Source organism: Flavobacterium pygoscelis (genome assembly GCF_023162025.1).
Lineage (GTDB): Bacteria > Bacteroidota > Bacteroidia > Flavobacteriales > Flavobacteriaceae > Flavobacterium > Flavobacterium pygoscelis.
The window spans coordinates 61,165-86,297 of the sequence record NZ_JALNUB010000008.1 but is presented as its reverse complement, the minus strand read 5'-3'; the positions used below and the strand labels follow the sequence as shown (position 1 = coordinate 86,297).

Genomic DNA, 25,133 nt, shown 5'->3' with positions numbered 1-25,133 from the left:
TCTATTCTTCTTCTTCAGCTCTAAAATTTAAAATTTTAGTAGAAGCATCGATCCAAGATTTAACACCTCCAGGTTTATAGCCTATCTTGCCTAAAAGCCCGTAATTAATTTTATTTTTACGTATTGTAGCATTTGTATAGCATATTTGAGGCAACTCCTCTACACCGAAAGCTTTTTGTAAAGACTGATTGCGTTCAATATTTTCATTATTTGGACCTGGATTTAAATCTAATTTTACTAAAATCACATTGTCTCTAGACCACAAAGCAAAATCTAAAGTTTTTAAAATTTGCGAGTCTAAAAGTCTATCTGAATCATTGTTGTTAGTGAACAAAATTAGTAAAGGTTTTTTTTGATCTTTACTAGCTGTAATTGCGTCATTAATGTCTGTATTCCAGTTTAAAACTTGAGCCTCAATACTTAAGGAAAGCAAAAGTGTCAACGATAAAAGTATTTTTTTACACATATATGTTATATTTATTTGATTAGTTTATTATTTTGGAAGAAGTATTCTAGATAAATTGTTAATAATTCTTTAAAATTAACAAAATTAATAGAATATCCAAATTAAAAATTATAATTTATGATTAATAATTTTATTAGCTACGTCTAACCAAGCTGTTGGCCCACCCGCAACATATCCAGTACTTCCTAAGCCTTCAAAATTTATCTTTCCGTCCTTTTTAGTACTATTAACCAGTACGATTGTTGGAAAGCCTTGAATGCCAAAAACTTGCTGCAATTCGTTGTTTTGTTTTTTAATTTCAGGAGTCTGATTTGTCCTTCTCGGATAATCTAATTCAACTAAAACCACATTTTCCTTAGCCCACTTGGCAAACTCAGGTGTTTTTAAAACTTCATTTTGTAAACGAATGCACCAGCCACACCAGTCGCTTCCGGTAAAAAATAACAACAATGGTTTTTTTGTTTTATTAGAAACTTCCATTGCTTTACTAACATTGGTTTCCCAAATTAACTCTTGAGCTTCAGCGGCAAATGAACCCGCAAATAATAATAAAGCGATTATGATTTTCTTCATTTTATAATTTTAATTTTTATCATTTTCAAAAATGATGCCGAAACGATATTTATTTTACTTCTTGCATTAATTTTTTAATCAATGGGGAAATAGCGATCAATAGGACACCCGCCACTAATGAATAAATTGCTAATTGATAATATCCATCTGTGTAAGACTGTAATTTGGACATTAAAGTTGTTCCATTATTCGATTGAGAAATTGCGGCACCCAGCTTACCAGCCGCTAGTTGACCAAAAGCACTTGCTAAAAACCACAACCCCATCATCATTCCGAATAACTTTTTAGGAGATAATTTGGTAATTATAGACATTCCAATAGGACCAAGACAAAGTTCACCGATTGTAGTTACAAAATAAGCAAAAGCAAATAAGTTTAAAGAGGTAATCCCTTCAACATTTGCAAAGAATTTAGTGTAATAAAACAAGTAAAAGGAAGCCGAAAGGAATAAAAACCCTATTCCAAATTTTATTAAAGTATTCGGTTCAAGTTTCTTTTTTCCTAACCAAAGCCATAACATTCCGATAAGAGGACTTAGAATTACAACAAAAAAAGTATTCGAACTGTTATTTACCACATTAGGATCTATAGTAAAACCCAACAAATTACTATTCAAATTATCTTTTGCAAATAGTGATAGTGAACCACCACTTTGCTCATATATAGCATTAAATAAAAAATAGAAGAAAATAAATAGAAAGGCTGCAAATAATTTTTTCTGCAAGTTAACCTCACCCAATTTAAATAATTCATAAGCAAAATAAGCAACCGCTATTATTCCAATAGTATACATGAAATAATCTGTGTAATCCGTGTTTTTTACCATTATAAAAATTAACGGAATACTTAGTAAAGATCCTAAGTAAACCGCAATTTCACGAGTTTTTCTTTTAGTATCTGTTAAACCCAAAAGAGGAGAATCCCCTATTGGGCCCAAGTGTTTTTTGGTAAAAAGAAAAGTTACTAAACCTAGTACCATTACAATAGCTGCAGCAAGAAAACATAAAGTCCATGAATGGTATTTCCCTAGATAGATGCATAAAGCTCCACCTAAAAGCCCACCAATATTAATTCCTGCATAAAACATTCCAAAACCGGCATCACGTCTTGGATCATTTTCATGATACAACTCACCAACCATCGAAGAAATATTAGGTTTAAAAAAACCGGTACCAATAATAGAAAAGGCTATTCCGTAATAAAATAAAGTTTGAGGAGAAAAAGCGATCAATAAATTACCAATAATCATTACAATACCACCAAAAAACAGGGACTTTTTGAATCCTAGAATTTTATCGGCAAAAATTCCACCAATAAATGTAAAAGCGTAAACAAACGCCTGAATTGCACCATATTGTAAATTAGCCGCTGCATCTTTTAGCAACAATTGATCTACCATAAAAAAAGTAAGAACACCGCGCATTCCATAAAAGCAAAAGCGCTCCCACATTTCCACTATAAACAAATACCAAAGTTGTTTAGGATATTTCCCTTCAAAATTCTGTATTTGTTCAATTGTTAAATTATTTTCCATACAATCTAATTTATACCGTGATCTTTCATCACTTTATTTAAGTTTTTAACCAAAGCAAACATCAAAACCGTTGCAAACATTAACAGACCGAAGTTGATCCAAAAGAAATTGGCTTTATCATCATACGTGTCCCACATACTCGCCAAAACACCGCTTAATTTATTTCCTATTGAAGTAGATAGAAACCAACCACCCATCATTAATGCTGTGATGTTCTTTGGAGATAATTTTGACACAATAGACAATCCCATTGGACTCAGAAATAATTCTCCAACAGTTATAATTCCGTAATTTGCCACTAACCACCAAACAGATACTTTTTCTGTACCGTTACCACCAATATGTACCGCAGCAACCATTACCAATACCGACAAGGCCGAAATTAATAATCCAAATGCGATTTTAGTTGGTGTTGAAGGTTCTTTTTTTCTACTTCTTAAGAAAGTAAAAAATGCTACGATTAAAGGAGTCAAGATAATTACCCAACCTGGATTAATAGATTGACTTAAATTGGTGGCCCAAATGGTAACTTTAGAACCTTCTGCAGGTTTCTCACTTGCTGCAACGTTTCTAAAATAAATTGGATAATCAACAGTTTTAACTACTTTCCCATTTTCTTTTTGAAGTCTAAAACTAGCATCATATAACTCGGTAGAGTCTTTTTTATAATCTACTTCTTTAGATAATTTAAGACCATTAAATACTGCTTTTGTATTTCCAGTAATTTCTCTGTCCGTATAACGATCCGCCCATGTTGTTAGTGCAGAACCATTCAATTTAAAAACAGCCCAGAATAAAATAACCACCGCAAAAATAGATAGTAACGCTCCTATTTGTCTTTTCTCTTCTACTTTAGCTTTAAAATATAAACTTCCGTAAAAATAAACAACAGGAATACAAGCAAAAATAAAAGCATCGGTGCTATCAGAACCAAAAATAGCACTATCTAAATTTGTAGCAGAAGCTACTCCTTTTAGCAACCAACCTATTACTCCAAAAATCACAGAAGGAACTAAAATATAAAGTACAATTTTCGAAAAAGGCATATCACCTTCTTGAATTCCTTTTTTCTCCGTTTTATCTCCATAATGTTTGGTTCCCATTAGGAAAACAATAACACCAATAAACATTCCTAGTCCGGCAGCCATAAAAGCAAAGTGCCAACCTAATAGAATCTGTAAAGCAGCACCAAAGAAGTTACAGATAAAAGCACCTACATTGATTCCCATGTAGAAAATATTGTAGCCTTCGTCTTTTTTGTCTTTAAATCTTTCTTCGTCATAGAAATTACCTAATAATGTAGAAATATTAGGTTTAAAAAATCCGTTACCAACAATAACCAATGTCATGGCTACATAAAGCATAGTCAAACTATGAATTCCCATCATAAAATAACCCAATCCCATCATCAAACCACCAAGAACTATCGATTTTTTATAACCTAAATAGCGGTCAGCAACCAAACCTCCAATAAAGGGAGTCAAAAATACTAATGCTATAAAAGTTCCATATAAATCGGATGCTTCTTTTTCGGTCATAGCAAATCCAGATTCTACATCTTTTAAATATAAAGTAAAAATTCCGATCATTAAATAATAACCGAAACGTTCCCACATTTCAGAAAGAAAGAGGAATGGCAATGCCTTTGGATGATTTTTCCACATAATTTAGAATAGGATTAAAATTAAAAATTACCTAGTCAAATAAATTGACTAGGTAATAGATTTAAGGAATCAAATATTATCGCACACCGTGCATCATTTTCTTTAATACTGGCGTTAGAGCAAATAAAACTACTGCTGCCAATCCGCAGAGAACTACGAATACCATAAAAAATTCGAAAAGATTATGAATTTCAAAGCCAGCAAAAATAGGATTTGAAGGACTTATTTGTGCTTTCTCTAAAATAACTAACTGTTCTGGAGAAGCTGTAAATGTCTTATTTAACAAACCTTCTAAATCTATCCCTAATTCTTTTGCTTTCAAAAACTTGTCTCCTGTAGCAGGAAGAATAGAGCCTAAAGTTCCTGCCAATGCGTAACCTGCTGCATTGGATAAGAAAAACACACCAAATAATAAAGAAGAAAAACGTTTTGGAGATAACTTACCTACTAGAGAAAGTCCTATTGGTGACAAACATAATTCGGCAAAAGTTTGAATTAAATACAAAAGAATAAGCCACTTAATAGCTAACAAACCGCTATTTCCTAAATCTTTTACATTATATGCTAATATTAAATAACTTAAAGCGATTAATGCTAAACCTATTGCTTGTTTAACAGGTGAAATTGGTTCTTTTCCAGATTCTCTCAATTTATCCCATAGAATACTAAATGGGAAAGCAAATGCAAAAACAAAAGCACCATTAAATATCTGAACCATTGATGGTGGCATATTCCAACCAAAGAAATTTCTATCCGTTTGATTATCTGCAATAAAAGTTAAGGATGATCCTGCCTGTTCGAAAGCCGCCCAAAAGAAGATAATAAAGAATGCTACAATATAAATAACGAAAATCCTGTCTCTTTCTATTTTTGTTAATGAACTATCTGAAACTATTAGTCCTGCTAAGGTTAATCCACTTGCATAAATTATAGGATAAATTATAGTTTTTACAAAATTTTCTCCACCTAAAATATATCTAAAAACAAAGAAAAGAGTAACGAAAGCTATCGCAGAGATAACTAAAGATTTTTTAGTAAAAACAGCTTGTTGCGCCTCACCTTCTTCATATTCTGAACCATCATTTTGAGATGGCAAACCTCCTAATGGCTTTCCTTCTGGAGTAACTACATACTTGTTTTTTAAGAAATAGAACACTAAAGTACCCACTAGCATTGCAATTGCAGCTGCTAAAAACCCCCATTTGAAAGCGTGAATATCTCTAATTCCGCCAACATCTTTAACATCTCCTACAAGTGGACAAATCAATTGACCTAGAAAAGCACCTAAATTAATACCCATGTAAAATATTGTAAAAGCAGTATCTAATTTACTTTTTTCTTGTTTTGGATATAAACTTCCCACCATTGAGGAAATATTTGGTTTAAAGAATCCATTACCAAAAATAATTATCCCTAATGCTGACCACATTAAAGTGGTTGCTAAATTTAAATTAGCATCAAATATACTTGCGCTAAAAAACAGTAAAAACTGTCCAACAGCCATCATTAGTCCTCCGAGTAGAATACAATTTCTATTTCCAAAAAATCGATCTGCAACAAAACCTCCTAACATTGGTGTTAAATAACAAAGTCCTAAAAATCCTCCATAAATAATTGAGGCATCAGCCTCTTTCATCATAAGAGCATTAATCATAAATAATGTTAAGATTGCTCTCATTCCGTAGAAATTGAAACGCTCCCACATTTCTGTTCCAAATAATACCCAAAGGCCTTTAGGATGTCCTGACTTTACTGCTATTTCACTCATTTTTTATATTATTGATATTAATTTATTATAAATTCTCTTTGATGTAATTAGTCATTTTTGTATACAACTGTATTCTAGTGTTACCGCCATAAATACCATGATTGTTGTCTGGGTAAATTTGCGAATCAAATTGTTTATTGGCTTGAATCAAAGCTTCCATCATTTGCATAGAATTTTGAACGTGCACATTATCATCTCCTGATCCGTGTATCAAAAGAAACTTACCTTTTAATTTATCTACATGATTAATTGGTGAGTTTTGATCGTATCCGCTTGCATTTTCTTGAGGTGTTGTCATATAACGTTCTGTGTATACGCTATCATAAAAACGCCAGTTGGTTACTGGAGCCACTGCAATTGCCATTTTAAAAACATCATTCCCTTTTAAAATACAATTAGAAGCCATAAAACCACCATAAGACCAGCCAAATATACCGATTCTAGATTTATCTACAAATGAATAATTGCCTATAACTTTTGCAGCATCAATTTGATCTTCCACCTCGTACTTACCTAATTCAAGTTGAGTTACTTTTTTAAATTCGGCACCTTTAAATCCAGTTCCTCTTCCGTCTACGCAAGCTACAATGTACCCTTGTTGTGCCAACATCATAAACCAATAATCATTAGAATTAATCCAACTATTAGCTACTTGTTGTGATCCAGGACCTGAATACTGAAACATAAATACTGGATATTTTTTTGAAGCATCAAAATCTTTTGGTTTGATAATCCAAGCGTTCAATTCATTTCCTTTATCCGTTTTTAAAACAAAAAATTCTTTAGCTGGTAAATCGTATGCTTTCAATTTTTCGCTAAGAGCATCATTATTTTGAATAACTTTGATTTCTTTACCTAATTTTGATTCGTTCAAACTATATTTTGTTGGCTGAGATGCGCTAGAAAATGTACTAATATAGAATTGAAAATTAGGACTAAAAGTCGCTTTCGTAGTTCCAATTTCTTTAGACAAACGCAATTTATTTTTACCATCAAGACTTATTCTATAAACATCTCTATTGATAGAACCATTTTCAACAGATTGATAGAATACAGTATTTGTTTTTTCATCTAATCCATAATATTCGGTAACGTCCCATTTTCCCTTAGTCACTTGATTTTTTAACTTTCCATTTTTATCATATAAATAAATATGATTGAAACCATCTTTCTCTGATGTCCAAATAAAACTATTGTCTTTTAGAAACGTTAAATTATCCGTTACATCAACATACGCTTTGTCTTTTTCGTTCAAAACCACTTTTGCAATTCCTGTATCTCCATTTACAAACACTAAATCCAAATTGTTTTGATGACGATTTAATACCTGAGCAGATAAGGTATTAGCATCATTAGTCCATTTCATTCTAGCGATATAGAAATCAGTATAATTACCTAAATTGATGTTTTTTACAGCATTGGAGTTGACATCATAAATATGCAAAGAAACTTCTGAATTTTTTTCTCCTGCTTTTGGATATTTAAAAGTATCAATTGTTGGGTACAAATCTTTTCCAAACATTGACATAGAAAATTCTGGTACTTTACTTTCGTCAAAACGAATATAAGCTAATTTTTTACTGTCGGCACTCCATTCAAATGCTCTTACAAAAGCAAATTCTTCTTCGTAAACCCAATCCGTAATACCATTAATGACACTGTTTTTAATACCATCAGAGGTAATTGCAGTAGATGTATTAGAAGCTAAATCATATACAAAAAGATTATTGTCTTTAGCATATGCTATTTTTTTTCCGTCAGGCGAAAAGGTAGGCTCTTGAACTTTAAAGTCAAATGGTTTTTTAAGTTCTTTTGTAGCTATGTTGTACACATAATAATCTGCTGTGAAGGAATGGCGAAAAATTTGATTGCTATTACAAGCTAATAATATCATTTTTTCTGAAGCATCAAAGGTGTAACTATCAATACCATTTGCTAAGGCAGCAAATGATTTTGTATCAATTAAGGTTGATACTTTTTTTAAAGTTTCAAAATCATATAAATCAATACTCATACTGCGAGATTGTCTATCTACATTAAGAACGGTATATTGGTTTGTATTTTTTAAGGATTGTAATTCATCCATTCCTTTTGTGCGGAATGTGCCATTGTAAATCTCATTTATCGTGATTTTTTGTTGCCCTACAACGGTAAAACAGACAAATAAAAATAAAGCTATAATTCTTTTTGAGTACATAGTATATATTTAAAGATAAAAACCGTCAATTTTAGTGAAAAAATTACAATTAACAGTTGTTTTTTATGTTAAATGTAAAAATTAATATTATTGACAAATTTGCAGTCTAGATAAATTGGTTGCAAACAAAACCGCTAAAACCGTATATTTGCGGTTAATTATACCATAATCAATTGAGAATGAATAAGGCTATTAGTGGATTTTCTAAATTATCCAAAGAAGAAAAAATAAAATGGATTGCAAATGAATATTTTTCGACCCCTACAGAAGCTATTGCCTTACTGAAAAACTACTGGAATTCTGACGAAAAAATACAGCAGTTGCATGATGAATTCATCGAAAACACCATTACAAATTTTTATATACCATTGGGAGTTGCTCCAAATTTTCTAATTAACGGAAAATATAGCACTATTCCGATGGCAATTGAAGAAAGTTCAGTTGTAGCTGCTGCTTCTAAAGCAGCTAAATTCTGGTCTACTCGTGGCGGATTTAAAACGACTGTTATAAACACTGAAAAAATAGGCCAAGTTCACTTTATCTATACCGGAGATGTTTCTAAATTAAATTTATTTTTTGCTCAAACTAAGAATAAATTTTTCAACCAAACAGAATCCATAACTGTTAATATGCAAAAAAGAGGTGGTGGAATTTTAGATATAGTTCTAAATGACAAAACTGATTTACTGCCTAATTACTTTCAGCTACATGCCACTTTTGAGACCAAAGACAGCATGGGAGCTAATTTTATCAATTCTTGTTTAGAACAATTTGCAAAGACATTAAAAGAAGAAGCGCACAATTACGATCTATTTACTCAATCGGAGAAAGAAATCGAAGTAGTTATGAGCATACTTTCCAATTATGTTCCTAATTGTCTTGTGAGAGCTGAAGTTTCATGTCCCGTATCTGAATTAGAAGAGAAACACATTCCAAATCCTGAGGAATTTGCCCATAAATTTATTCAAGCTGTTCAGATTGCGGAAGTTGAACCGTATCGTGCTGTAACGCACAACAAAGGAATTATGAACGGAGTTGATGCTGTAGTACTTGCAACAGGCAACGATTTTAGAGCTGTAGAAGCTGGAATTCATGCTTATGCATCTAAAAACGGAAAATACTCGAGTCTTTCTCATGCAAAAATAGAAAATGGAATTTTTACTTTTTGGCTAGAAATTCCTTTAGCTTTAGGAACCGTTGGCGGATTGACTTCTTTGCACCCATTAGTGAAATTATCTTTAGAAATGCTAGAAAAACCTTCCGCAAAAGAACTAATGCAATTTGTAGCCGTAGCTGGATTAGCGCAAAATTTTGCTGCGTTACGTTCCTTAACCACCACAGGGATTCAGGAAGGACACATGAAAATGCATTTAAACAACATCATCAATCAGTTTGAGGCTAGTGATGAGGAACGCATTTTAATTCAGAAGCATTTCAAAAAAAACACCGTTACTCACAGTGCAGTAGTAACATTTATTGAAGAGATAAGAAAATAACAAACAGATCTTTGACAGATTGAGACCATCAAAGAGCTAAAAAATACTGAAATAAATTCAGCGTAAATGAAAAAAACATTCTACAGTAACGGAAAACTTTTAATCACGGGAGAATATCTCGTTCTTGATGGCGCTAAAGGATTTGCACTTCCTACCAAATTTGGTCAAAATTTAATTATTGAAGAAGGAAATAAGCAAGAATTTCATTGGAAGAGTTATGATGCTGATGGAAGTATTTGGTTTGAAGACACTATTACTTATAATGACTTAATAAACGAAATTGATCTTGAAGAAGAATCTGTAAAAACTACTTTGACTATCATCCTAAAAGAAGCGTTCTTACTAAACCCAACTTTCATGGATCCTTCTAAGGGATTCAAAATTACGACAGAGCTTAGTTTTTCAAAAAGCTGGGGCTTAGGAACATCATCTACACTTATAAACAACATTGCACAGTGGTTACAAATTGATGCCTTTAAGCTACTTCAAAATAGCTTTGGAGGAAGTGGTTATGACATTGCCTGCGCACAAAACAATACTCCTATTTTATACCATCTAGAAAATGGAAAACCAATTATAGAACAAGTTTCTTTTTCTCCCGATTTTATACCAAACATTTATTTTGTATATCTCAATAAAAAACAAAGTAGCAAAATTGCAATTGCCGGTTACAATAAGAACAGAAAAAATAATTTAGAGAAAATAATTGCTACAAATGATCAAATAACAATTCAGGTTTTACAAGCAGAAACCGTTGAATCGTTTGCAAAAGCAATTCAGAAGCATGAAATAGATATGAGTTTAATTCTTGAAATGCAAACAGTAAAAGAAGCTTCATTTCCTGATTTTACTGGAACTATAAAGAGTCTTGGTGCTTGGGGAGGCGATTTTGTAATGGTAATTAGCACTGAAAACCCAACAGACTATTTTGTTGAAAAAGGATATACAACTGTTATCCCTTATGCTGAAATGATATTAAACTAACTGTTTTGAAGCATACTCTTTTCAGTAGCAAACACAAATTACAACTTTTATAATTATGTAAGGCCATCAATAGAAAGGAGGAAGTTTGCAGATACAATTCAATCCTGACAAATAAAATACAAAAGAGATTTCTAAATAATTCATTTTTTTTATTGATAGAAGTCTCAACTTATTATGCATATTAACTAATTAGTTCAAAATTATAGCAAAAAAAAAACCGATACATTTTAGATGTATCGGTTTTTTTTTAAACCTATAAGATATAAACTAGTAATTAAACTGTTGTCTGTTATCTTTAATTTTAGCGTTTCCTTTTAGTGCAGGAATTACTCTATTTACTTCAGCACCATTTTGAGCTTCTATTTTTGCAACGTATGTCTTATAATCTTTCAACGCTGGAGCTTTAACTGTACTTGTATTTTTTACAACGTAAACACCAGTATTTCCTTCAATTGGAGCCGATAATTTATTTGCTGCTAAAGCAAATGCATTCCCAACTACTTTTGGCTCAGGTCCAACATTTGGCAACATTGCATTTTCCATAGTAATATCAGTTGCTTGTTGCACCGTACCACTAACTGCTTTTGCTATAGCTTCAAGAGAAGATCCAGTCATTTTCGCTTTGATCAATTCCGCTTTTTTCTTGTTTTTAAGAATTTGCTCTACGTAAGGTCTCGCAACCGAAACTGCTACTAAACCAGATTTATCAATACTTTTCACTTTAGCAATAACGTGTCCTACATTGGCTACTTCAAATCTTTTTACAGAACCTTGTTTTACATCATTTTCAAAAGCCCATCTTACGATGTTTCTTTGTTTTCCTAATGAACCAAAATTCTCATCCATTCCTTTTACAGAAACTGCTGGAGCAACAGTAAGACCCATTTCTTTAGCGGCTTTGCTAAAATCTTTATCAGCAGCTTCCATTTCAAATTTGGTTGCTTGTGTAAACATTTTATCAGAAGTTCCTTCTGAAGCTTGAATTTTTTGAGCTACAGTTGCCAAACGAATTCCGTCTTGCTTGTCTGTTATTTTAATAATATGAAAACCAAAATCTGTTTCAACTAAACCTACTTTACCAATTCCGTTATTAAAAACAAAATCATTAAAAGGCTTAACCATTTGGTTTGGACCAAAATAACCTAAATCACCACCTTGTTGAGAAGAAGAATCATCAGAAGCAGTAAATGCTAACATTAAGAAACTATCTGGATTTGCAGTTACTTGAGCTAAAATACTTTCTGCTTTTGCTTTTGCTTCTGCTTTGGTTCTTTTTTCTTTTTTATTTGGAACTTGAGTTCCTTCATAACTAATTAAAATATGACTTGCTTTAGCATTAACCCCATTTTTCATACCCATTGATCTAGAAATACAATAGTACTGACCAAAAATGTAAGGACCATAAACAGCACCTGGAGCAAGGTTAAATAATTTATCAGCATCAATAGCTGGTAAATCTTTTTTTGCAATGTAAGTTGAATCATAAGGAATATCAGAATTTGAATTCACAAAGTCAATCACATTTTTTGTAGTTCTAAATCCTGCTACAGTATCATTTTTTCCTGTTGCTTGGTTGTACACCACACTTCCAGTTAATAATGCACTAATTTTAGATTTAATTTCTGCCTCATCTGCTGGAGATGGTTTATCTTCAATTAAAACGTATTCTACTTCACGAGACTCGTCTGCTTTGAATTTTTTTTCATTTTTCTTCATGTAATCTACAATTTCAGAATCAGTAACTTTTACATCACTATCTTTAATTGTTGAATATAAACCGGCAACGTAAGCAAAGTTAACTTTGTTTGCTTCCATTTCGTATTTCATCTTACCTTCACTCTCAGTTGTATAAACTGCTGCTTTTATCATTGTATTATACATTTGATATTTCGCATTAAGTTCAGCGTCTTTTTCTCTGTCTTTCAAAAATTGAGCTTGCTCCGGATTAGACTTGAAGTACTCTTTAAATTTAGCAACATCAAATACACCAGCTGCATTCATAAACAATGGATTTCCACCAATATTTTGATCTGCTTTTAAAACTTCCAATAAGTGTTTTTCACCTACTCTCAATCCTAATTTTTCAAACTCTGAAGACAACAAAGCGATAGAAACTTCTTGCTCCCAAACTCTGTTTGCTGCTTCAGTTGAAGTAATTCCTTGCCCACTTTTCTCAACATTACTTACTTTAACTCTAAAGTCTTCAAATGAGATATCTTTTCCATCAATGCTTCCTACATCTTTTGATGTGCTGTTGAAACCACCGCTGTTGAATATATCACCTATGATAAATGCTAATAAACAAAACCCGATAACGAGTATCAGAAGAAGTGAACGTTGTCTAATTTTTTGTAAAACTGCCATTTTATTGTTGTTAATTTTTATATTCAGTTTGCGAAAATACAATTATCTAGTTAATAATAATACTAGTAGCGTTTTATTTTGCAAGAATTTTTACTTTCACAATAAAAATCACTCTTGCACGCTCATTTTAACCAATTCTATTTTCTTGTTTGTAGCCTCTTGTATTACAAAATGATAGCTTCCTACGGTAATAATAGCACCTTTTTGTGGAATTTCTTTCGTAAAGTTGACAATAAATCCGCCAAGCGTACCATAGGAGTCTTCCTCTGGAATATTAAGTTTATATTTTTCATTAAGATACTCAACATCTAAGCGAGCTGAAAACTGATAACTACCATCATCGAGTAGGTTTTCTATCAACTCTTCCTCCGAATCGTGCTCATCTTCTATTTCGCCAAAAAGTTCTTCTACAATATCTTCGATAGTAATAATCCCTGAAGTACCGCCGTATTCATCTAAAACCACAGCAACACTTTTTCGTTTTTTAGTCAGCAGATTCATGGCATCTTTTATAAATATGGTTTCTGGAACAAACTCTACAGAAATTACAATTTCTTCAATATTATTGGGTTTTTTAAACATATCAAAAGAATGCACATAACCAATAATCTCATCAAAAGATTTTTGATAAACCACAATTTTAGAATAGCCAGTTTCGATAAACAATTCTCTTAAATCTTCTATCGAATCGAATAAATCTACAGCTACAATTTCAATCCTAGGAGTCATTACATCTCTAGCTTTTACACCAGAAAACTCTAATGCATTTTGAAACATTAATATCTCTGAATCTACTAATTCATTGTCTTCTACAGTGCTCATTTGCTCTGTAATGTAATCTCCAAGTTCTAATTTACTAAAAAAAAGAGGCGTGATATCACCCTCTGTTTTAAAGAATTTTCTCAATATAAAATCTGAAATTCCTATAAAAAATGCTGAAATAAAATAAAAAATCTTGTAAAAAACATAAGCCGGAATCGCAAGAAATTTAATTAATGAATTGGCATAAATCTGGAAGAAAACTTTAGGAAGAAACTCTGCCGTAACAAGAATTATCATTGTAGAAACAACAATTCTTATTATTAAAGCCAAACTAACCGAAAGCGGATTTGAAAAAGACAGTAGCCAATGCGTAAGCAATTCGCCCATAAAAAAACCGTAAACAACCATTGCAATAGTATTCCCTATTAACATGGCAACAATGAAATTTGTAGGCTTTTCAGTAAGTTTAGTCAGTATTTTAGAAAGAAAATTATCTTGTTTTTTTTCAATTTCAAGATATATTTTATTCGACGAGACAAAGGCAATCTCCATTCCTGAAAAAAAAGCACTTAGTATTATACACAATATGATAATACTAATCTCCACTATTTAGAGTTGTTATTTCTATCTTCAAATTTTTTAGCATATTTTCTTCTAAAAAAGAACATAAAAATAGCCAAAGCGGCAATTATAAAACTCAACCAAGGAGTTCCTGTTTGTGGGTCTATCAGTTTAGTAACTCCATCATAGATGAAATAAGCAGCAAAAAGCAGATAAACGTATTGTGTTAATTTTAGGTAATTCATGGTATTATTAATTATTCATTGGTTTCTACTTCGCCAGTAATTTTTTGAGAATTAATGACTTTAAAATCTTTACTAAAATCTATTCCTTGGCCGTTTGAAACTCCTTTTGGATCGGTAAACTTAAATCTATGCTCTGTAAAGAACCATTCGTTTTTTTGATCAAAATAAAGCTGTTCCGTCTCTAATATTTGACCATCTTCGGTATATATTTTTACTTTTCCTTGCAAATCAATAATACTAGATCCTTTATATGAAATTGCATAATTAGACCTAATAAAGGTTTTTTTTGCCTTCTTATCATACAAAGTAACATCTATTCCTTTTGGAAATTCTGTAAAAGGGAAATTAACACTTGCGTAATCAAGCATCTTAGAACTAACCAAAATTGCAGTAATACGGCCTGAGTCGGTATATTTTAAATTAACCATATCAGCATCACTGCTTGGAACAAACTCGGAAAAGTTAATTTTTTGTATTTCTTTAAAATTACTTTCGCATCCAAAAAACAGAGTCACAGCAAAAGCTGTGACAATCTTTATTGTATTTTTTGTATTAAATAAAGTCATACGCTAAACTTAGCAATAAATTTATGAATGGTAATTTTAGTTGAATTTTCGTTTAACAAACCATTGCTCATTAAGTGAAAAACTCACACTTACATTGGCATAATTTTCTTGAACTAAATTTGCTGTAGTGGTACCTTTTTTACCAATTTCAAAACCAACATTTACATTAGAAAATGTTCCTGACAAGGGCAAACCTAATCCTAATGTTAATGCCATATCATTTATTGGCTCAGAATTAATAATCAAACCGGTTTTTTCATATCTAAATCCACCTCTGTAAGTAATTCTTTTTGCATAGCTTGAAAATGCATTATAACTAGGAACATAATATCCTCCTAGACTATATTTTGAGTGCTTTTCATGAGTCACATTAACAGCTGAGTTATAATAACTACTCATAGAGCTTGCTCCTTGAAAAGCGTATCCAACACCTAACAACCACTTTCTAGCTTCACCAATACCTGCAGCAAATGCATATTTACTTGGCACTTTTAGATTCTCATTTGTCTTTACATTTTCTAAAACATCAACAATTTGCAAATCAAAATTAGAATTATATAAAGCTGTAGCAATATTTCTGGAGTTTTTAGATTTTAAATCACTTTCAATCGTATAATTTAAGCTACTAAAAAAAGACAGTTTCTTATCAATTTTTTTCTGGTACATAGCGCCTAGATTGAAATTAAATCCAGACAAATCAACTTCATTTAACTCACGTGTTCCAATAGAAATATCATTGATATATTCAAAATTGTTAGATTCAATTTTTCCGAAATTATAATTCAAATCGGCACCCACGCTAAGTTCGGGAGTTATCTTATATCCTGCACCAATAAATGCTTTATTCAGACCTCCTTTACCATTAAAACTTTGATTGTTTTCTGTTCCAGAACCTAATGTTCTAATTTTATAACCAACAGATGAATATGGAATTAACCCAAAGCCTACACCAAATTTACCTAAAGGCAAACCTACCGCTAAGTAATCTAAAGTTGATCTTGTTGCTTTAGCAGAATTAGTATTTGATTTTAAGTTAGTCGATGAGTAACTTCCACCTAGTGTAAAAGTCGTCAATTTTAAACTTGCATAACTCGCAGGATTCTCTAAATTCATGTGAATACTATCTTGCTCAATGGCTATACCTCCCATAGAACGGGTTTCATGGGTTCCTTTGAACCTTACATCACCTATACCGTAAAATGAATATGGAGAAGCAGTTCCTTCTTGAGCAAAAGAAACTAATGATAAAAGCAAACAAGCGCTTACTATAATTTTTTTAATCATTTTTTGATTTTATATTGAAAAGTTTGGTTCAAACTCTCTAATAGAAAATTTGAATTGGCAAATATGGTATTTTTTAATCGTTTAGCCAAAAAATCTGTGTCTCCACCCGTTAAAATTATTATAAAATTTAAATATCGCGATCTATAATCTGCTATGAATCCGTCAATCTCGTAAACTAATCCATTAACAATACCAGAATGAATGGATTCTGAAGTAGAGTTTCCAATAAGATTTTTGGGCGCTTCTAAGGACAATAAAGGCAATTTTGCAGTGTAATTATGCAGTGATTCATACCTTAATCTTAGTCCAGGAGCGATTGCTCCACCTAAATAATTATTTTGATCGTCTATAAAATCATAAGTGATACAAGTTCCTGCATCAATAACCAAACGATTCTGATTAGGAAATTGGAGTACAGCTCCAGCAGCAAGAACCATTCGGTCTAATCCTAATGTATGTGGTGTACTGTATTTATTTTGAAAAGGAAAGGTATCTTTGTGAGATATAAAAAAAACATCAACTACTTTTTCGTAAGCTAAAAAAGATTGTTTTTCGACATCTCCAACTGAGGAAACAACGAGATCTGATACTTTTTTAAACTTTTTTAAAATAAAATCTATATTTTTTTGAAGCTCTATTTTCGTGAAAACAAAATGCTCTAAAAGCATAGATTCCTCAAAAACAGCCGCTTTAATTCTAGAATTACCCACATCAACAACTAAAACCATAATATATTCTTTGATGTTGCGAAGGTACGAATTGATTTTTTTAAAAAAATGTTTTGGATATACTAAAAATGATTCTATATTTGCACCCGCAATAGCACGGTACCTTAGCTCAGATGGTAGAGCAATGGACTGAAAATCCATGTGTCCCTGGTTCGATCCCTGGAGGTACCACAAAACCCGAATAGAAATATTCGGGTTTTTTGTTTTATAAAATTGACGTTTATTGCTTCTCCTGATTCATTAGAACTTGAAAGTCAACAGAAGCCAAATATTATACATCTTTAGGAATTTGATTCTTTTGTTTTTTTAAACTTGAAAAAATAAGTATTACAATTTATTAAACTTAAATTTTTGACCTCCTACTGACGCTTCATACATTAATCCTCCTTTTAATGCTGTAAAAACCATAACACCTTCTGCATACTTAACATTCGCCGAAGCACCTTCTGTGGCAGCTACTGCAGAAGCTTGAGCCGAAAACTCAAAGTTACTTTCCTCAAATCGCGATAAATCTTTTTTCGCCTCAAAAAATATCACTTCTCTATAAGCCTGTCCACCTGCTTGAAATCCTATACTCAATTGCGAAAGCTTTGCCATGCCTATAATTTTACCTTTCTCATAGACAACACCATTTCCTGCAGCTCCTCCTATTCCGAAGCCACCTTTGCCAACATTTGGAAAAATAACATACCCATGCGCATTCTCAAAAAGATCTTTCATAAGAGCATCGGCTTTAATAAATTCAGCTTTTGCCATCTTGCTGTCAGCAATAATTTTATTTTTTTTAGCTTCTGACTGTCCTAACACAGATGCAGTACTCATCACAAAAACTACTGCCATCATCCAAATAACATTCAAATTTTTCATATCCTTTATTTTTAATTGTTCATAAACTATTGACGCAATAATCCATCTAATTTATTAAAAAAGAAGAATAAAAACGCTTATCAAATATACCATAAAAAATCAAACAAAACACAAAGCAACTGATTATCAATACAATATAAGTAAGATGTTTTTTTTTTACAGTTGAATTATGGCAATCAACATAACCACATCAATAAGCAGTTAGAAACAGTACATTAATGTAATCATTATTAAGTTTTGATAAATTTAAAAAGTTTTAAATGAATGCGTTTTTATAATATAATTGCAAAATTACTATATTTATGCAAAATTTATATACATGGAGATTTTAACCTGTCCAAAATGCCAAAGCAATCACATCATTAAAAGTGGTGTAATAAACAGCAAACAAAGGTACTTATGCAAAAAATGTAATTATTTTTTTACCGTAAATAAAATAGGAAAAAAGATCGATGATTACTATGTCACTAAAGCATTACAACTTTATTTAGAAGGGCTCAGTTTTCGTGAAATAGAGCGAATCATCGGGGTTTCACATGTAACCGTTAGCAACTGGGTAAAGTCCTATAATATAAAAAAACCTTCTCATGGCAACTACCACCCTACTTATAAGATTATTAATCATTTAGAATTAATAGAATTTATAAAAAACAAAGAATTACTTTCTGGTGCAGGTATGATAATCACAGAACTTGGTGATAAATTTATGCTTATAAAATGGGAGCGTTTCAAGGATTAACTATAGTAGTTTACATAAAAATATATCATAATTTTTTTCTAGAATAAAATAATTGAATTTGGCACCGTTGAAACTAACCACTTTGATAAAACCAAACCAACTAGTTATTATGAAAAAAGCATGTTTATTATTTTTTGTCGGAATAGCTTACTTTCAAGGTTATTCACAAACTCCAACACCATTATTACCACAAACTAATACTGAGAAAGAATGGGACATTAGTTTGTACGGTTTTGCTAGAACTGACTTTATTTGGGACAGTCGAAAGTCCGCTTTTACTAGAGAAGGCCAGTTAAATCTATATCCGTTAGATGTAATTTTAGACGCTAATGGTAAAGATATTAATGATGCTCCACAATCTAATTTTCTATCCATTACATCAAGATTAGGAGTAAAAGCAAAAGGACCGAATGTTTGGGGCGCAAAAACGTCCTCTGTGATTGAAGGCGATTTCTACGGAAATGTTGAAGGTGGCACCATTGGGTTATTGAGATTAAGACATGCTTACATAAATCTCGAATGGTCTAAAACAGCTGTTACAATAGGACAAACTTGGTATCCGCAATTTATTCCTGAAGTTTTTCCTGGCGTGGCAAACTTTAACACAGGTATTCTTTTTAATCCTTTTGGCTGGGCAACACAAGCTAAAATAAAACAAATGTTAACTACTGAATTTTCAGTAACATTTACTGCATACAAAGAAAGAGAATTTACAGCTCCAGGACCTGGAACGCAAAATTCCGCATCTATAAACAGTGTATTACCTTCAATTAATGCTCAAATTCAATACAAAGGAAAAAACTCGATTCTGGGTTTAGGAATCGAATATAAGTCCCTACAACCACTTACAGTTTCCAATAATTTAGTTACCACTGAAAAAGCAAATAGCACTTCAATTTTTGGATACGGAAAATATTCTAATGAAAAATTTTCGATAAAAGCTTACGGAATTTCTGGTGGCAATCTAAACAGCTTAGTAATGCTTGGTGGTTATACTGGTAAAACAATTGCTGGTCAAGTAGAGACTTACAATCCTACAAAAACAACTGCTGTTTGGATTGATCTTGCCAGCAATGGAAAAGCTATTGCTCCAGGATTATTCTTTGGTTATACCAAAAATAACGGATCGAAAGACGATAATACTACCGCTACTTTCGTGAATTATCTTCGAGGCATTAGCGGAAATAGAATAGTAGATAATGTATGGAGAGCTTCTGGAAGAGTTGACTTTAAGAAAAACAAATTTAGAGTTACTCCTGAGTTAGAATACACCGATGCAACTTGGGGCGATTTAAATAAATCAAATGCAACCGCAGGAGCAAATAAAACAGCAGTAGGGAATTTTAGAACCATGATTTCTTGCGCTTATTCATTTTAAAAAACCAAACTAACAAAAAACCAAAAAATATGAAAGAGAAATCAACAAAAGGAATTTGGAAAGTAATTTCCGCCTCCTCAATGGGCACAATGATCGAATGGTACGACTTCTACATCTTTGGGAGTTTAGCTGTTGTGATTTCAACAAAATTCTTCCCATCAGACAATCCAACGGCAGCTTTCTTATCTACTTTAGCAACTTTTGCTGCTGGATTTGTTGTTCGTCCTTTTGGAGCTCTGTTCTTTGGGAGACTAGGTGATTTAATTGGAAGAAAGTACACCTTCATGGTTACCTTACTTTTAATGGGTGGCGCCACTTTCCTAATTGGTTGTATTCCGAGTTACGAAACCATAGGGTTTATGGCTCCCTTACTCGTTTTAATTCTTCGATTGTTACAAGGTCTTGCCTTAGGAGGCGAATACGGTGGAGCCGCCACTTATGTAGCAGAACACGCACCAGTGGGACAAAGAGGTTATTGGACTTCTTGGATTCAGACCACTGCAACGGTTGGTTTATTCATTTCGTTGATGGTAATTCTAGCTACACGAAATATTCTTACCCCAGAACAATTTGATGAATGGGGATGGAGAGTTCCGTTTTGGGTATCTATCGTTATGGTTGGCGTTTCTTATTTGATTCGAAAAAACATGGATGAATCTCCCGTTTTTGCAAAAGCAAAAAGTGAAGGAAAAACAAGTACAAATCCATTAAAAGAGAGTTTCGGTAATCGTTATAATTTAAAATTTGTCTTACTAGCTTTATTTGGAGCTACTATGGGACAAGGTGTCGTTTGGTACACAGGACAATTTTACGCGATGAGTTTCATGAAAACCGTAATGGCGATCGATTCTTCTCAAGTAGATACTTTACTCGGAATTGCTTTGATTCTAGGAACACCATTTTTCGTTTTCTTTGGTTGGTTTAGTGATAAAGTGGGTCGAAAATACATTATGATGGGTGGTATGTTATTAGCAATTTTACTGTACAGACCTATTTACAAACAAATGTACGAAACCACCTCTGTTAAAAACAAAACAGAAATAGTTGCAAAAACGACGCTCCTTGCTGAATTAAAAGAGACCAAAAAACAAACCATGGACTCTATTTATACTACTCACAAAGAGTACACCGATGGAACAACTTTTCAAGAAATAAAAACCGTACATTTAGAAAACGGCACTCCTATTATAGTTGATGGAAAACCAAAAGGAGATACCAAAATAACTGTAAAAATTAATTCCAGTGACGAATGGTCTTTAGTATTCCTTGTGTTCATACAAGTCATTTTCGTAACCATGGTTTATGGTCCAATTGCAGCATTTTTAGTTGAAATGTTTCCCGTTAAAATTAGATATACCTCTATGTCATTGCCCTATCACGTAGGTAACGGAATTTTTGGAGGCTTACTTCCGGCTATTTCAACGTATTTTGTTACCAATGCAAAAGATCTTGGTCATCCAGAATTTTATTTAGAAGGACTTTGGTATCCAATTGTTATTGCTGCTGTCAGTTTTGTAGTTGGAATGGTTTACATAAAAAATAAAGATAAAAACGCTCACGTATAAAAATATAGCTATGAATCAAATAAAAAGAATTTTAGGATTAGTTTGGATTGCATTAGCGGTTGCCGCAGCTTATTTTTGCATCTTTACTTTTGGATTACCAAAATTTGTATCCGGAAAACAAGAGGATTTAGTTTTTGGAATTATTATCCTTTTTGTGCTCACACCACTTATTGTTTTGGGCTTAGGAACTTTTGGATACTATGCCTTAATGGGAGATTACGACGAAAAAAAGAACTAAAAAAATACTACTTTAACAAACAGTTCCTGTATTTATTTACAGTGATTGTTTGTTATTTAATATAAAGCTGTTGTACTAAAACGATAAAATTTTAAAATTATAAAATTAATTGTGTTTTAGTATGACTAATTACAAAGAGACAATGGTTTTAGTTACTTTTATCTAGTACAAACAGTTTTTCAGTTTTGTACCAATAAGACAAAAACAACACCCATTATATTAGCTATTCTGCTCACAACAAGCGGTAAATTATTATGAAAAAGAGACATGAACAAAAGTTAGTAATTCTATCAATGCTATTGTTATTAGCATTGAATCTGCCTCTTTTGCTATTATTTGATAACTCCAAACCAATTTTTGGTTTTCCAATAATCTACATCTATATTTTTTCGGCATGGTTGTTTTCAGTTGCTATTTCGTACTTCATTATAAAAAGATATTATGAATAGCATAGGGCTTTTACTAATATTGGTTATTTATTTAGCTATTCTTTTTTTCATTGCCCATTGGTCTGAAAAAAGAAGTCATTCTAAATGGACTAATAATGCCTATGTATATTCCTTTTCATTGGCAGTTTATTGTACCGCCTGGACGTATTATGGGAGTATTGGCGTTGCTGCAGAATCCGGTTTAAATTACCTAACGATTTATTTAGGCCCTATATTAATTATTCCGACATGGATGATTATTCTCAAGAAAATTATTAGAATTTCGAGGGTGAATAAAATCTCTAGTATCGCAGATTTCATTTCCTTACGTTATGGAAACAGCAGATTTCTTGGCGCCTTAGTCACTATGGTGTGCATTTTTGGTATTGTACCTTATATCGCATTACAATTAAAATCTATTTCAGATACTTTTCATATTGTTACAAAAACAGAATCTAGTGCTAATATTTTTACAGATACTACTACTTATGTTTGCTTGGCTTTGGCACTTTTCGCTTCCTATTACGGTACAAAATACGTAGATGCTTCAGAAAAAAGACGTGGTATTGTTACTGCAGTTGCTTTAGAATCTATATTAAAATTAATTTTCTTTTTGATTATAGGAATCTATGTAACTTATTTTGTTTTTGATGGTTTTGATGATATTTATCAAAAAGCAGCTTTACTCAAAGATTTCGACAAAAAAAATACAATTGGTGGGATTAGCAACGGTATTAATTGGTTCTTTTTATGTATATTATCCATGTTTGCCATTTTTTTATTACCTAGACAATTTCATACAGCAATTGTAGAAAACAATAAAGAAAATCATATTAGAACTGCCATTTGGCTTTTTCCTTTATACTTACTGCTTTTTAATATTTTTGTTTTTCCAATTGCTTGGGGCGGCAACATCCTTTTTGAAGGAAAAGGGCATAATTCAGACACATATTCTTTATTGATTCCTCAATTATTTGACAACAACACCTTGACAGTTTTAGTATTTCTGGGTGGATTTTCGGCAGCAATATCAATGATTATTGTCTCTTGTATTTCGCTGTCTACTATGCTTAGTAATAATTTACTAATTCCGTATGGATTTATTGGATCTCTTGAAAATGCATCGCAGAAAAAAAACAACAGACGTATCGTTAACAGTCGCAAAATTGGTATATTTTCTCTTATCATTTTATCCTACGCTATTTACAGAATTTTCATTTTAGATTATTCTCTATTTTCGGTAGGATTGGTCGCTTTCGTAATAATTGCACAACTAGCACCTTCCTTTTTCGGCGCGCTCTTTTGGCGAAGAGGTTCAAAAAAGGGAACGATCACTGGGATTATTTTGGGTTTTTCAGTATGCTTTTACACGTTACTAATTCCTTTTGCTATTGGTCTTACAAAATCAACAAGTATGTTTATTCAAGAAGGACCTTGGGGAATTACACTATTAAAACCTTTTCAGCTTTTTGGATTGGATTATCTGGAACCAATTCCACATGCTTTTTTCTGGAGCTTACTTATTAATACTTTTAGTTATATGGCAATTTCCGTAAGTTTTAGCGGAAATTACAGAGAACGCAATTATGCGGAAATGTTTGTAGATATTGACAAATATATTACCAATCATGAAAATGCTTTTATTTGGAAAGGTACCGCTTACATTAGTGACATTCAAAAAGTATTACAACGTTTTTTAGGAGAAGACAGAACAAAGAGAGCTCTTACTATTTTTAATTTAAAATACAATGTAGACAAAGATATCACGACAGCCGATGCGCGATTTATAAAATTTGCAGAGAATCTATTAACCGGCCATATTGGTACTGCTTCCGCCAAAATATTAATATCTAGTGTTATCAAGGAAGATAAGATCAGTTTGCCGGAGGTCTTGCGAATTTTAGAAGAATCTAAAGAAAACCTCATCATCAACAAAAAACTGACAGATACTTCTAATGAACTAAAAAAAATATCGGTACAATTAAAGAATGCCAATTTAGAACTCGTAAACAAAGACATTCAAAAAGATGAATTTCTAGATACGGTTACACATGAATTAAGAACACCAATTACGGCTATTCGCGCGGCTAGCGAAATCCTTCATGATGACGAGGATATACCAGATGAGTTGCGCAAACAGTTTTTACAAAATATTATTTCCGAATCAGATCGATTGAACCGTTTGATAGACAAAATTTTAGATTTAGAGAAATTTGAAACCGGAAAACAAAAAATATATTTATCTAAAAATGACATTTCTAGAACAATAAAAAATACTTTAGAATCATTACAACAATTGATCAAGAATAAAAAAATTGAAGTGGTTTTTGAAGAATCTTCTTCAGAAATAAAAGCTTTTTATGATGAAGAACGGATTGTTCAAGTTGTTACAAATTTAGTGTCAAATGCTATAAAATTTAGTGCAAATGCCAACGGGAAAATAATAATTTCGATTATTGAAAATAGAGATAACATCGAGGTCAAAATTCACAACAATGGCAAAGGAATTAAAAAAGAAGATTTTGAGGCTATTTTTGATAAATTTTATCAGTCCAGAAATCAAAATGTAAAAAAACCAATAGGAAGTGGATTGGGATTAGCAATTTGTAAAAAAATTATAGAACACCATAAAGGTAGAATTTGGGCAGAAAAAGAAGTTCTTGAAGGCGCAACTTTTATTTTTACCTTACCCAATTATAACACCGCAGAAAATAGTTAAAGAAAAA

20 protein-coding genes and 1 tRNA gene are annotated in these 25,133 nt (G+C 32.1%); 8 read left to right on the top strand and 13 right to left on the bottom strand.

The features are described 5' to 3' along the window. Window position 1: 1 nt before the first annotated feature. The 6 genes from MW871_RS13120 to MW871_RS13095 all read right to left on the bottom strand — a co-directional run bounded on the left by MW871_RS13120 (window position 2) and on the right by MW871_RS13095 (window position 8,202). Entirely contained in the window at window positions 2–466 is a 465-nt protein-coding gene (locus MW871_RS13120) for a thioredoxin family protein (RefSeq protein WP_188051373.1), read from the bottom strand. Window positions 467–574: 108 nt separating this feature from the next. After that, on the bottom strand, window positions 575–1,039 hold the full coding sequence (locus tag MW871_RS13115) for a thioredoxin family protein (RefSeq protein ID WP_188051374.1): 465 nt from the start codon (window positions 1,037–1,039) through the stop codon (window positions 575–577). A 49-nt stretch (window positions 1,040–1,088) separates the two neighbouring features. Then, window positions 1,089–2,573, bottom strand: coding sequence for a peptide MFS transporter (locus MW871_RS13110; RefSeq protein WP_188051375.1), 1,485 nt, complete (start codon window positions 2,571–2,573; stop codon window positions 1,089–1,091). Between the two features lie 5 nt (window positions 2,574–2,578). Further along, window positions 2,579–4,237, bottom strand: coding sequence for a peptide MFS transporter (locus MW871_RS13105; RefSeq protein WP_188051376.1), 1,659 nt, complete (start codon window positions 4,235–4,237; stop codon window positions 2,579–2,581). A 76-nt stretch (window positions 4,238–4,313) separates the two neighbouring features. Beyond that, a complete protein-coding gene (locus tag MW871_RS13100; protein WP_188051377.1) occupies window positions 4,314–6,005 on the bottom strand; it encodes a peptide MFS transporter in 1,692 nt (563 codons plus the stop codon). 25 nt (window positions 6,006–6,030) lie between these two features. After that, entirely contained in the window at window positions 6,031–8,202 is a 2,172-nt protein-coding gene (locus MW871_RS13095) for a S9 family peptidase (protein ID WP_248428960.1), read from the bottom strand. A 179-nt stretch (window positions 8,203–8,381) separates the two neighbouring features. On the opposite strand from MW871_RS13095, the gene MW871_RS13090 reads away from it, so the two are divergent. Together MW871_RS13090 and MW871_RS13085 are read left to right on the top strand one after the other, a co-directional pair. Next, on the top strand, window positions 8,382–9,698 hold the full coding sequence (locus tag MW871_RS13090) for a hydroxymethylglutaryl-CoA reductase, degradative (RefSeq protein ID WP_248428959.1): 1,317 nt from the start codon (window positions 8,382–8,384) through the stop codon (window positions 9,696–9,698). Between the two features lie 66 nt (window positions 9,699–9,764). Next, the gene (locus MW871_RS13085) at window positions 9,765–10,682 is read left to right on the top strand and encodes a GYDIA family GHMP kinase (protein WP_188051380.1); all 918 of its coding nucleotides are present in this window, start codon (window positions 9,765–9,767) and stop codon (window positions 10,680–10,682) included. Window positions 10,683–10,949: 267 nt separating this feature from the next. Here the strand turns inward: MW871_RS13085 and MW871_RS13080 are convergent, their stop codons facing one another. The 6 genes from MW871_RS13080 to MW871_RS13055 form a co-directional block, all read right to left on the bottom strand. Then, window positions 10,950–13,046, bottom strand: coding sequence for a peptidylprolyl isomerase (locus MW871_RS13080; RefSeq protein WP_248428958.1), 2,097 nt, complete (start codon window positions 13,044–13,046; stop codon window positions 10,950–10,952). A 108-nt stretch (window positions 13,047–13,154) separates the two neighbouring features. Beyond that, the gene (locus tag MW871_RS13075; RefSeq protein WP_188051382.1) at window positions 13,155–14,414 is read right to left on the bottom strand and encodes a CNNM domain-containing protein; all 1,260 of its coding nucleotides are present in this window, start codon (window positions 14,412–14,414) and stop codon (window positions 13,155–13,157) included. After that, on the bottom strand, window positions 14,414–14,614 hold the full coding sequence (locus tag MW871_RS13070; protein WP_210646688.1) for a hypothetical protein: 201 nt from the start codon (window positions 14,612–14,614) through the stop codon (window positions 14,414–14,416). The genes MW871_RS13075 and MW871_RS13070 overlap by 1 nt, the downstream gene beginning before the upstream one ends. A gap of 11 nt (window positions 14,615–14,625) precedes the next feature. Next, on the bottom strand, window positions 14,626–15,180 hold the full coding sequence (gene lptC / locus MW871_RS13065) for an LPS export ABC transporter periplasmic protein LptC (RefSeq protein WP_248428957.1): 555 nt from the start codon (window positions 15,178–15,180) through the stop codon (window positions 14,626–14,628). Window positions 15,181–15,216: 36 nt separating this feature from the next. Next, a complete protein-coding gene (gene bamG / locus MW871_RS13060; RefSeq protein ID WP_248428956.1) occupies window positions 15,217–16,464 on the bottom strand; it encodes a BamG family beta-barrel-assembly machinery protein in 1,248 nt (415 codons plus the stop codon). After that, window positions 16,461–17,192 (bottom strand): type III pantothenate kinase, encoded by a 732-nt coding sequence (locus tag MW871_RS13055; protein WP_248428955.1) that lies wholly within the window; start codon window positions 17,190–17,192, stop codon window positions 16,461–16,463. The genes bamG and MW871_RS13055 overlap by 4 nt, the downstream gene beginning before the upstream one ends. Window positions 17,193–17,290: 98 nt before the next feature. Between MW871_RS13055 and MW871_RS13050 the strand changes: the two genes are divergently transcribed. Next, window positions 17,291–17,363: transfer RNA gene (locus MW871_RS13050), tRNA-Phe, on the top strand. A gap of 156 nt (window positions 17,364–17,519) precedes the next feature. On the opposite strand, the gene MW871_RS13045 is transcribed toward MW871_RS13050, so the two are convergent. Continuing rightward, window positions 17,520–18,059, bottom strand: coding sequence for a lipid-binding SYLF domain-containing protein (locus MW871_RS13045; protein WP_210646691.1), 540 nt, complete (start codon window positions 18,057–18,059; stop codon window positions 17,520–17,522). 319 nt (window positions 18,060–18,378) lie between these two features. Here MW871_RS13045 and MW871_RS13040 point away from each other — a divergent pair, with 319 nt between their 5' ends. The 5 genes from MW871_RS13040 to MW871_RS13015 all read left to right on the top strand — a co-directional run bounded on the left by MW871_RS13040 (window position 18,379) and on the right by MW871_RS13015 (window position 25,126). Continuing rightward, entirely contained in the window at window positions 18,379–18,798 is a 420-nt protein-coding gene (locus MW871_RS13040) for an IS1/IS1595 family N-terminal zinc-binding domain-containing protein (RefSeq protein ID WP_188051388.1), read from the top strand. Between the two features lie 109 nt (window positions 18,799–18,907). Beyond that, window positions 18,908–20,176: a hypothetical protein gene (locus tag MW871_RS13035; protein ID WP_248428954.1), complete on the top strand. Its 1,269-nt coding sequence runs from the start codon at window positions 18,908–18,910 to the stop codon at window positions 20,174–20,176. Window positions 20,177–20,205: 29 nt separating this feature from the next. After that, window positions 20,206–21,741, top strand: a complete 1,536-nt coding sequence (locus MW871_RS13030) for an MFS transporter (protein WP_248428953.1) — start codon at window positions 20,206–20,208, stop codon at window positions 21,739–21,741. Between the two features lie 10 nt (window positions 21,742–21,751). Then, window positions 21,752–21,979, top strand: a complete 228-nt coding sequence (locus tag MW871_RS13025) for a DUF6814 family protein (protein WP_188051391.1) — start codon at window positions 21,752–21,754, stop codon at window positions 21,977–21,979. A 441-nt stretch (window positions 21,980–22,420) separates the two neighbouring features. Then, window positions 22,421–25,126, top strand: a complete 2,706-nt coding sequence (locus MW871_RS13015; RefSeq protein WP_210646694.1) for a sensor histidine kinase — start codon at window positions 22,421–22,423, stop codon at window positions 25,124–25,126. The last annotated feature ends 7 nt before the right edge of the window (window positions 25,127–25,133 follow it).

What these genes read in the sequence shown, in the direction of transcription:
- MW871_RS13055 (WP_248428955.1), bottom strand. Translation starts at nt 17,192, where the DNA reads ATGGTTTTAGTTGTTGATGTGGGTAATTCTAGAATTAAAGCGGCTGTT.
- MW871_RS13110 (WP_188051375.1), bottom strand. Translation starts at nt 2,573, where the DNA reads ATGGAAAATAATTTAACAATTGAACAAATACAGAATTTTGAAGGGAAA.
- MW871_RS13045 (WP_210646691.1), bottom strand. Translation starts at nt 18,059, where the DNA reads ATGAAAAATTTGAATGTTATTTGGATGATGGCAGTAGTTTTTGTGATG.
- MW871_RS13085 (WP_188051380.1), top strand. Translation starts at nt 9,765, where the DNA reads ATGAAAAAAACATTCTACAGTAACGGAAAACTTTTAATCACGGGAGAA.
- MW871_RS13070 (WP_210646688.1), bottom strand. Translation starts at nt 14,614, where the DNA reads ATGAATTACCTAAAATTAACACAATACGTTTATCTGCTTTTTGCTGCT.
- MW871_RS13080 (WP_248428958.1), bottom strand. Translation starts at nt 13,046, where the DNA reads ATGGCAGTTTTACAAAAAATTAGACAACGTTCACTTCTTCTGATACTC.
- MW871_RS13090 (WP_248428959.1), top strand. Translation starts at nt 8,382, where the DNA reads ATGAATAAGGCTATTAGTGGATTTTCTAAATTATCCAAAGAAGAAAAA.
- MW871_RS13030 (WP_248428953.1), top strand. Translation starts at nt 20,206, where the DNA reads ATGAAAGAGAAATCAACAAAAGGAATTTGGAAAGTAATTTCCGCCTCC.
- MW871_RS13035 (WP_248428954.1), top strand. Translation starts at nt 18,908, where the DNA reads ATGAAAAAAGCATGTTTATTATTTTTTGTCGGAATAGCTTACTTTCAA.
- MW871_RS13015 (WP_210646694.1), top strand. Translation starts at nt 22,421, where the DNA reads ATGAATAGCATAGGGCTTTTACTAATATTGGTTATTTATTTAGCTATT.
- MW871_RS13040 (WP_188051388.1), top strand. Translation starts at nt 18,379, where the DNA reads ATGGAGATTTTAACCTGTCCAAAATGCCAAAGCAATCACATCATTAAA.
- lptC (WP_248428957.1), bottom strand. Translation starts at nt 15,180, where the DNA reads ATGACTTTATTTAATACAAAAAATACAATAAAGATTGTCACAGCTTTT.
- MW871_RS13025 (WP_188051391.1), top strand. Translation starts at nt 21,752, where the DNA reads ATGAATCAAATAAAAAGAATTTTAGGATTAGTTTGGATTGCATTAGCG.
- MW871_RS13105 (WP_188051376.1), bottom strand. Translation starts at nt 4,237, where the DNA reads ATGTGGAAAAATCATCCAAAGGCATTGCCATTCCTCTTTCTTTCTGAA.
- MW871_RS13100 (WP_188051377.1), bottom strand. Translation starts at nt 6,005, where the DNA reads ATGAGTGAAATAGCAGTAAAGTCAGGACATCCTAAAGGCCTTTGGGTA.
- MW871_RS13120 (WP_188051373.1), bottom strand. Translation starts at nt 466, where the DNA reads ATGTGTAAAAAAATACTTTTATCGTTGACACTTTTGCTTTCCTTAAGT.
- bamG (WP_248428956.1), bottom strand. Translation starts at nt 16,464, where the DNA reads ATGATTAAAAAAATTATAGTAAGCGCTTGTTTGCTTTTATCATTAGTT.
- MW871_RS13115 (WP_188051374.1), bottom strand. Translation starts at nt 1,039, where the DNA reads ATGAAGAAAATCATAATCGCTTTATTATTATTTGCGGGTTCATTTGCC.
- MW871_RS13095 (WP_248428960.1), bottom strand. Translation starts at nt 8,202, where the DNA reads ATGTACTCAAAAAGAATTATAGCTTTATTTTTATTTGTCTGTTTTACC.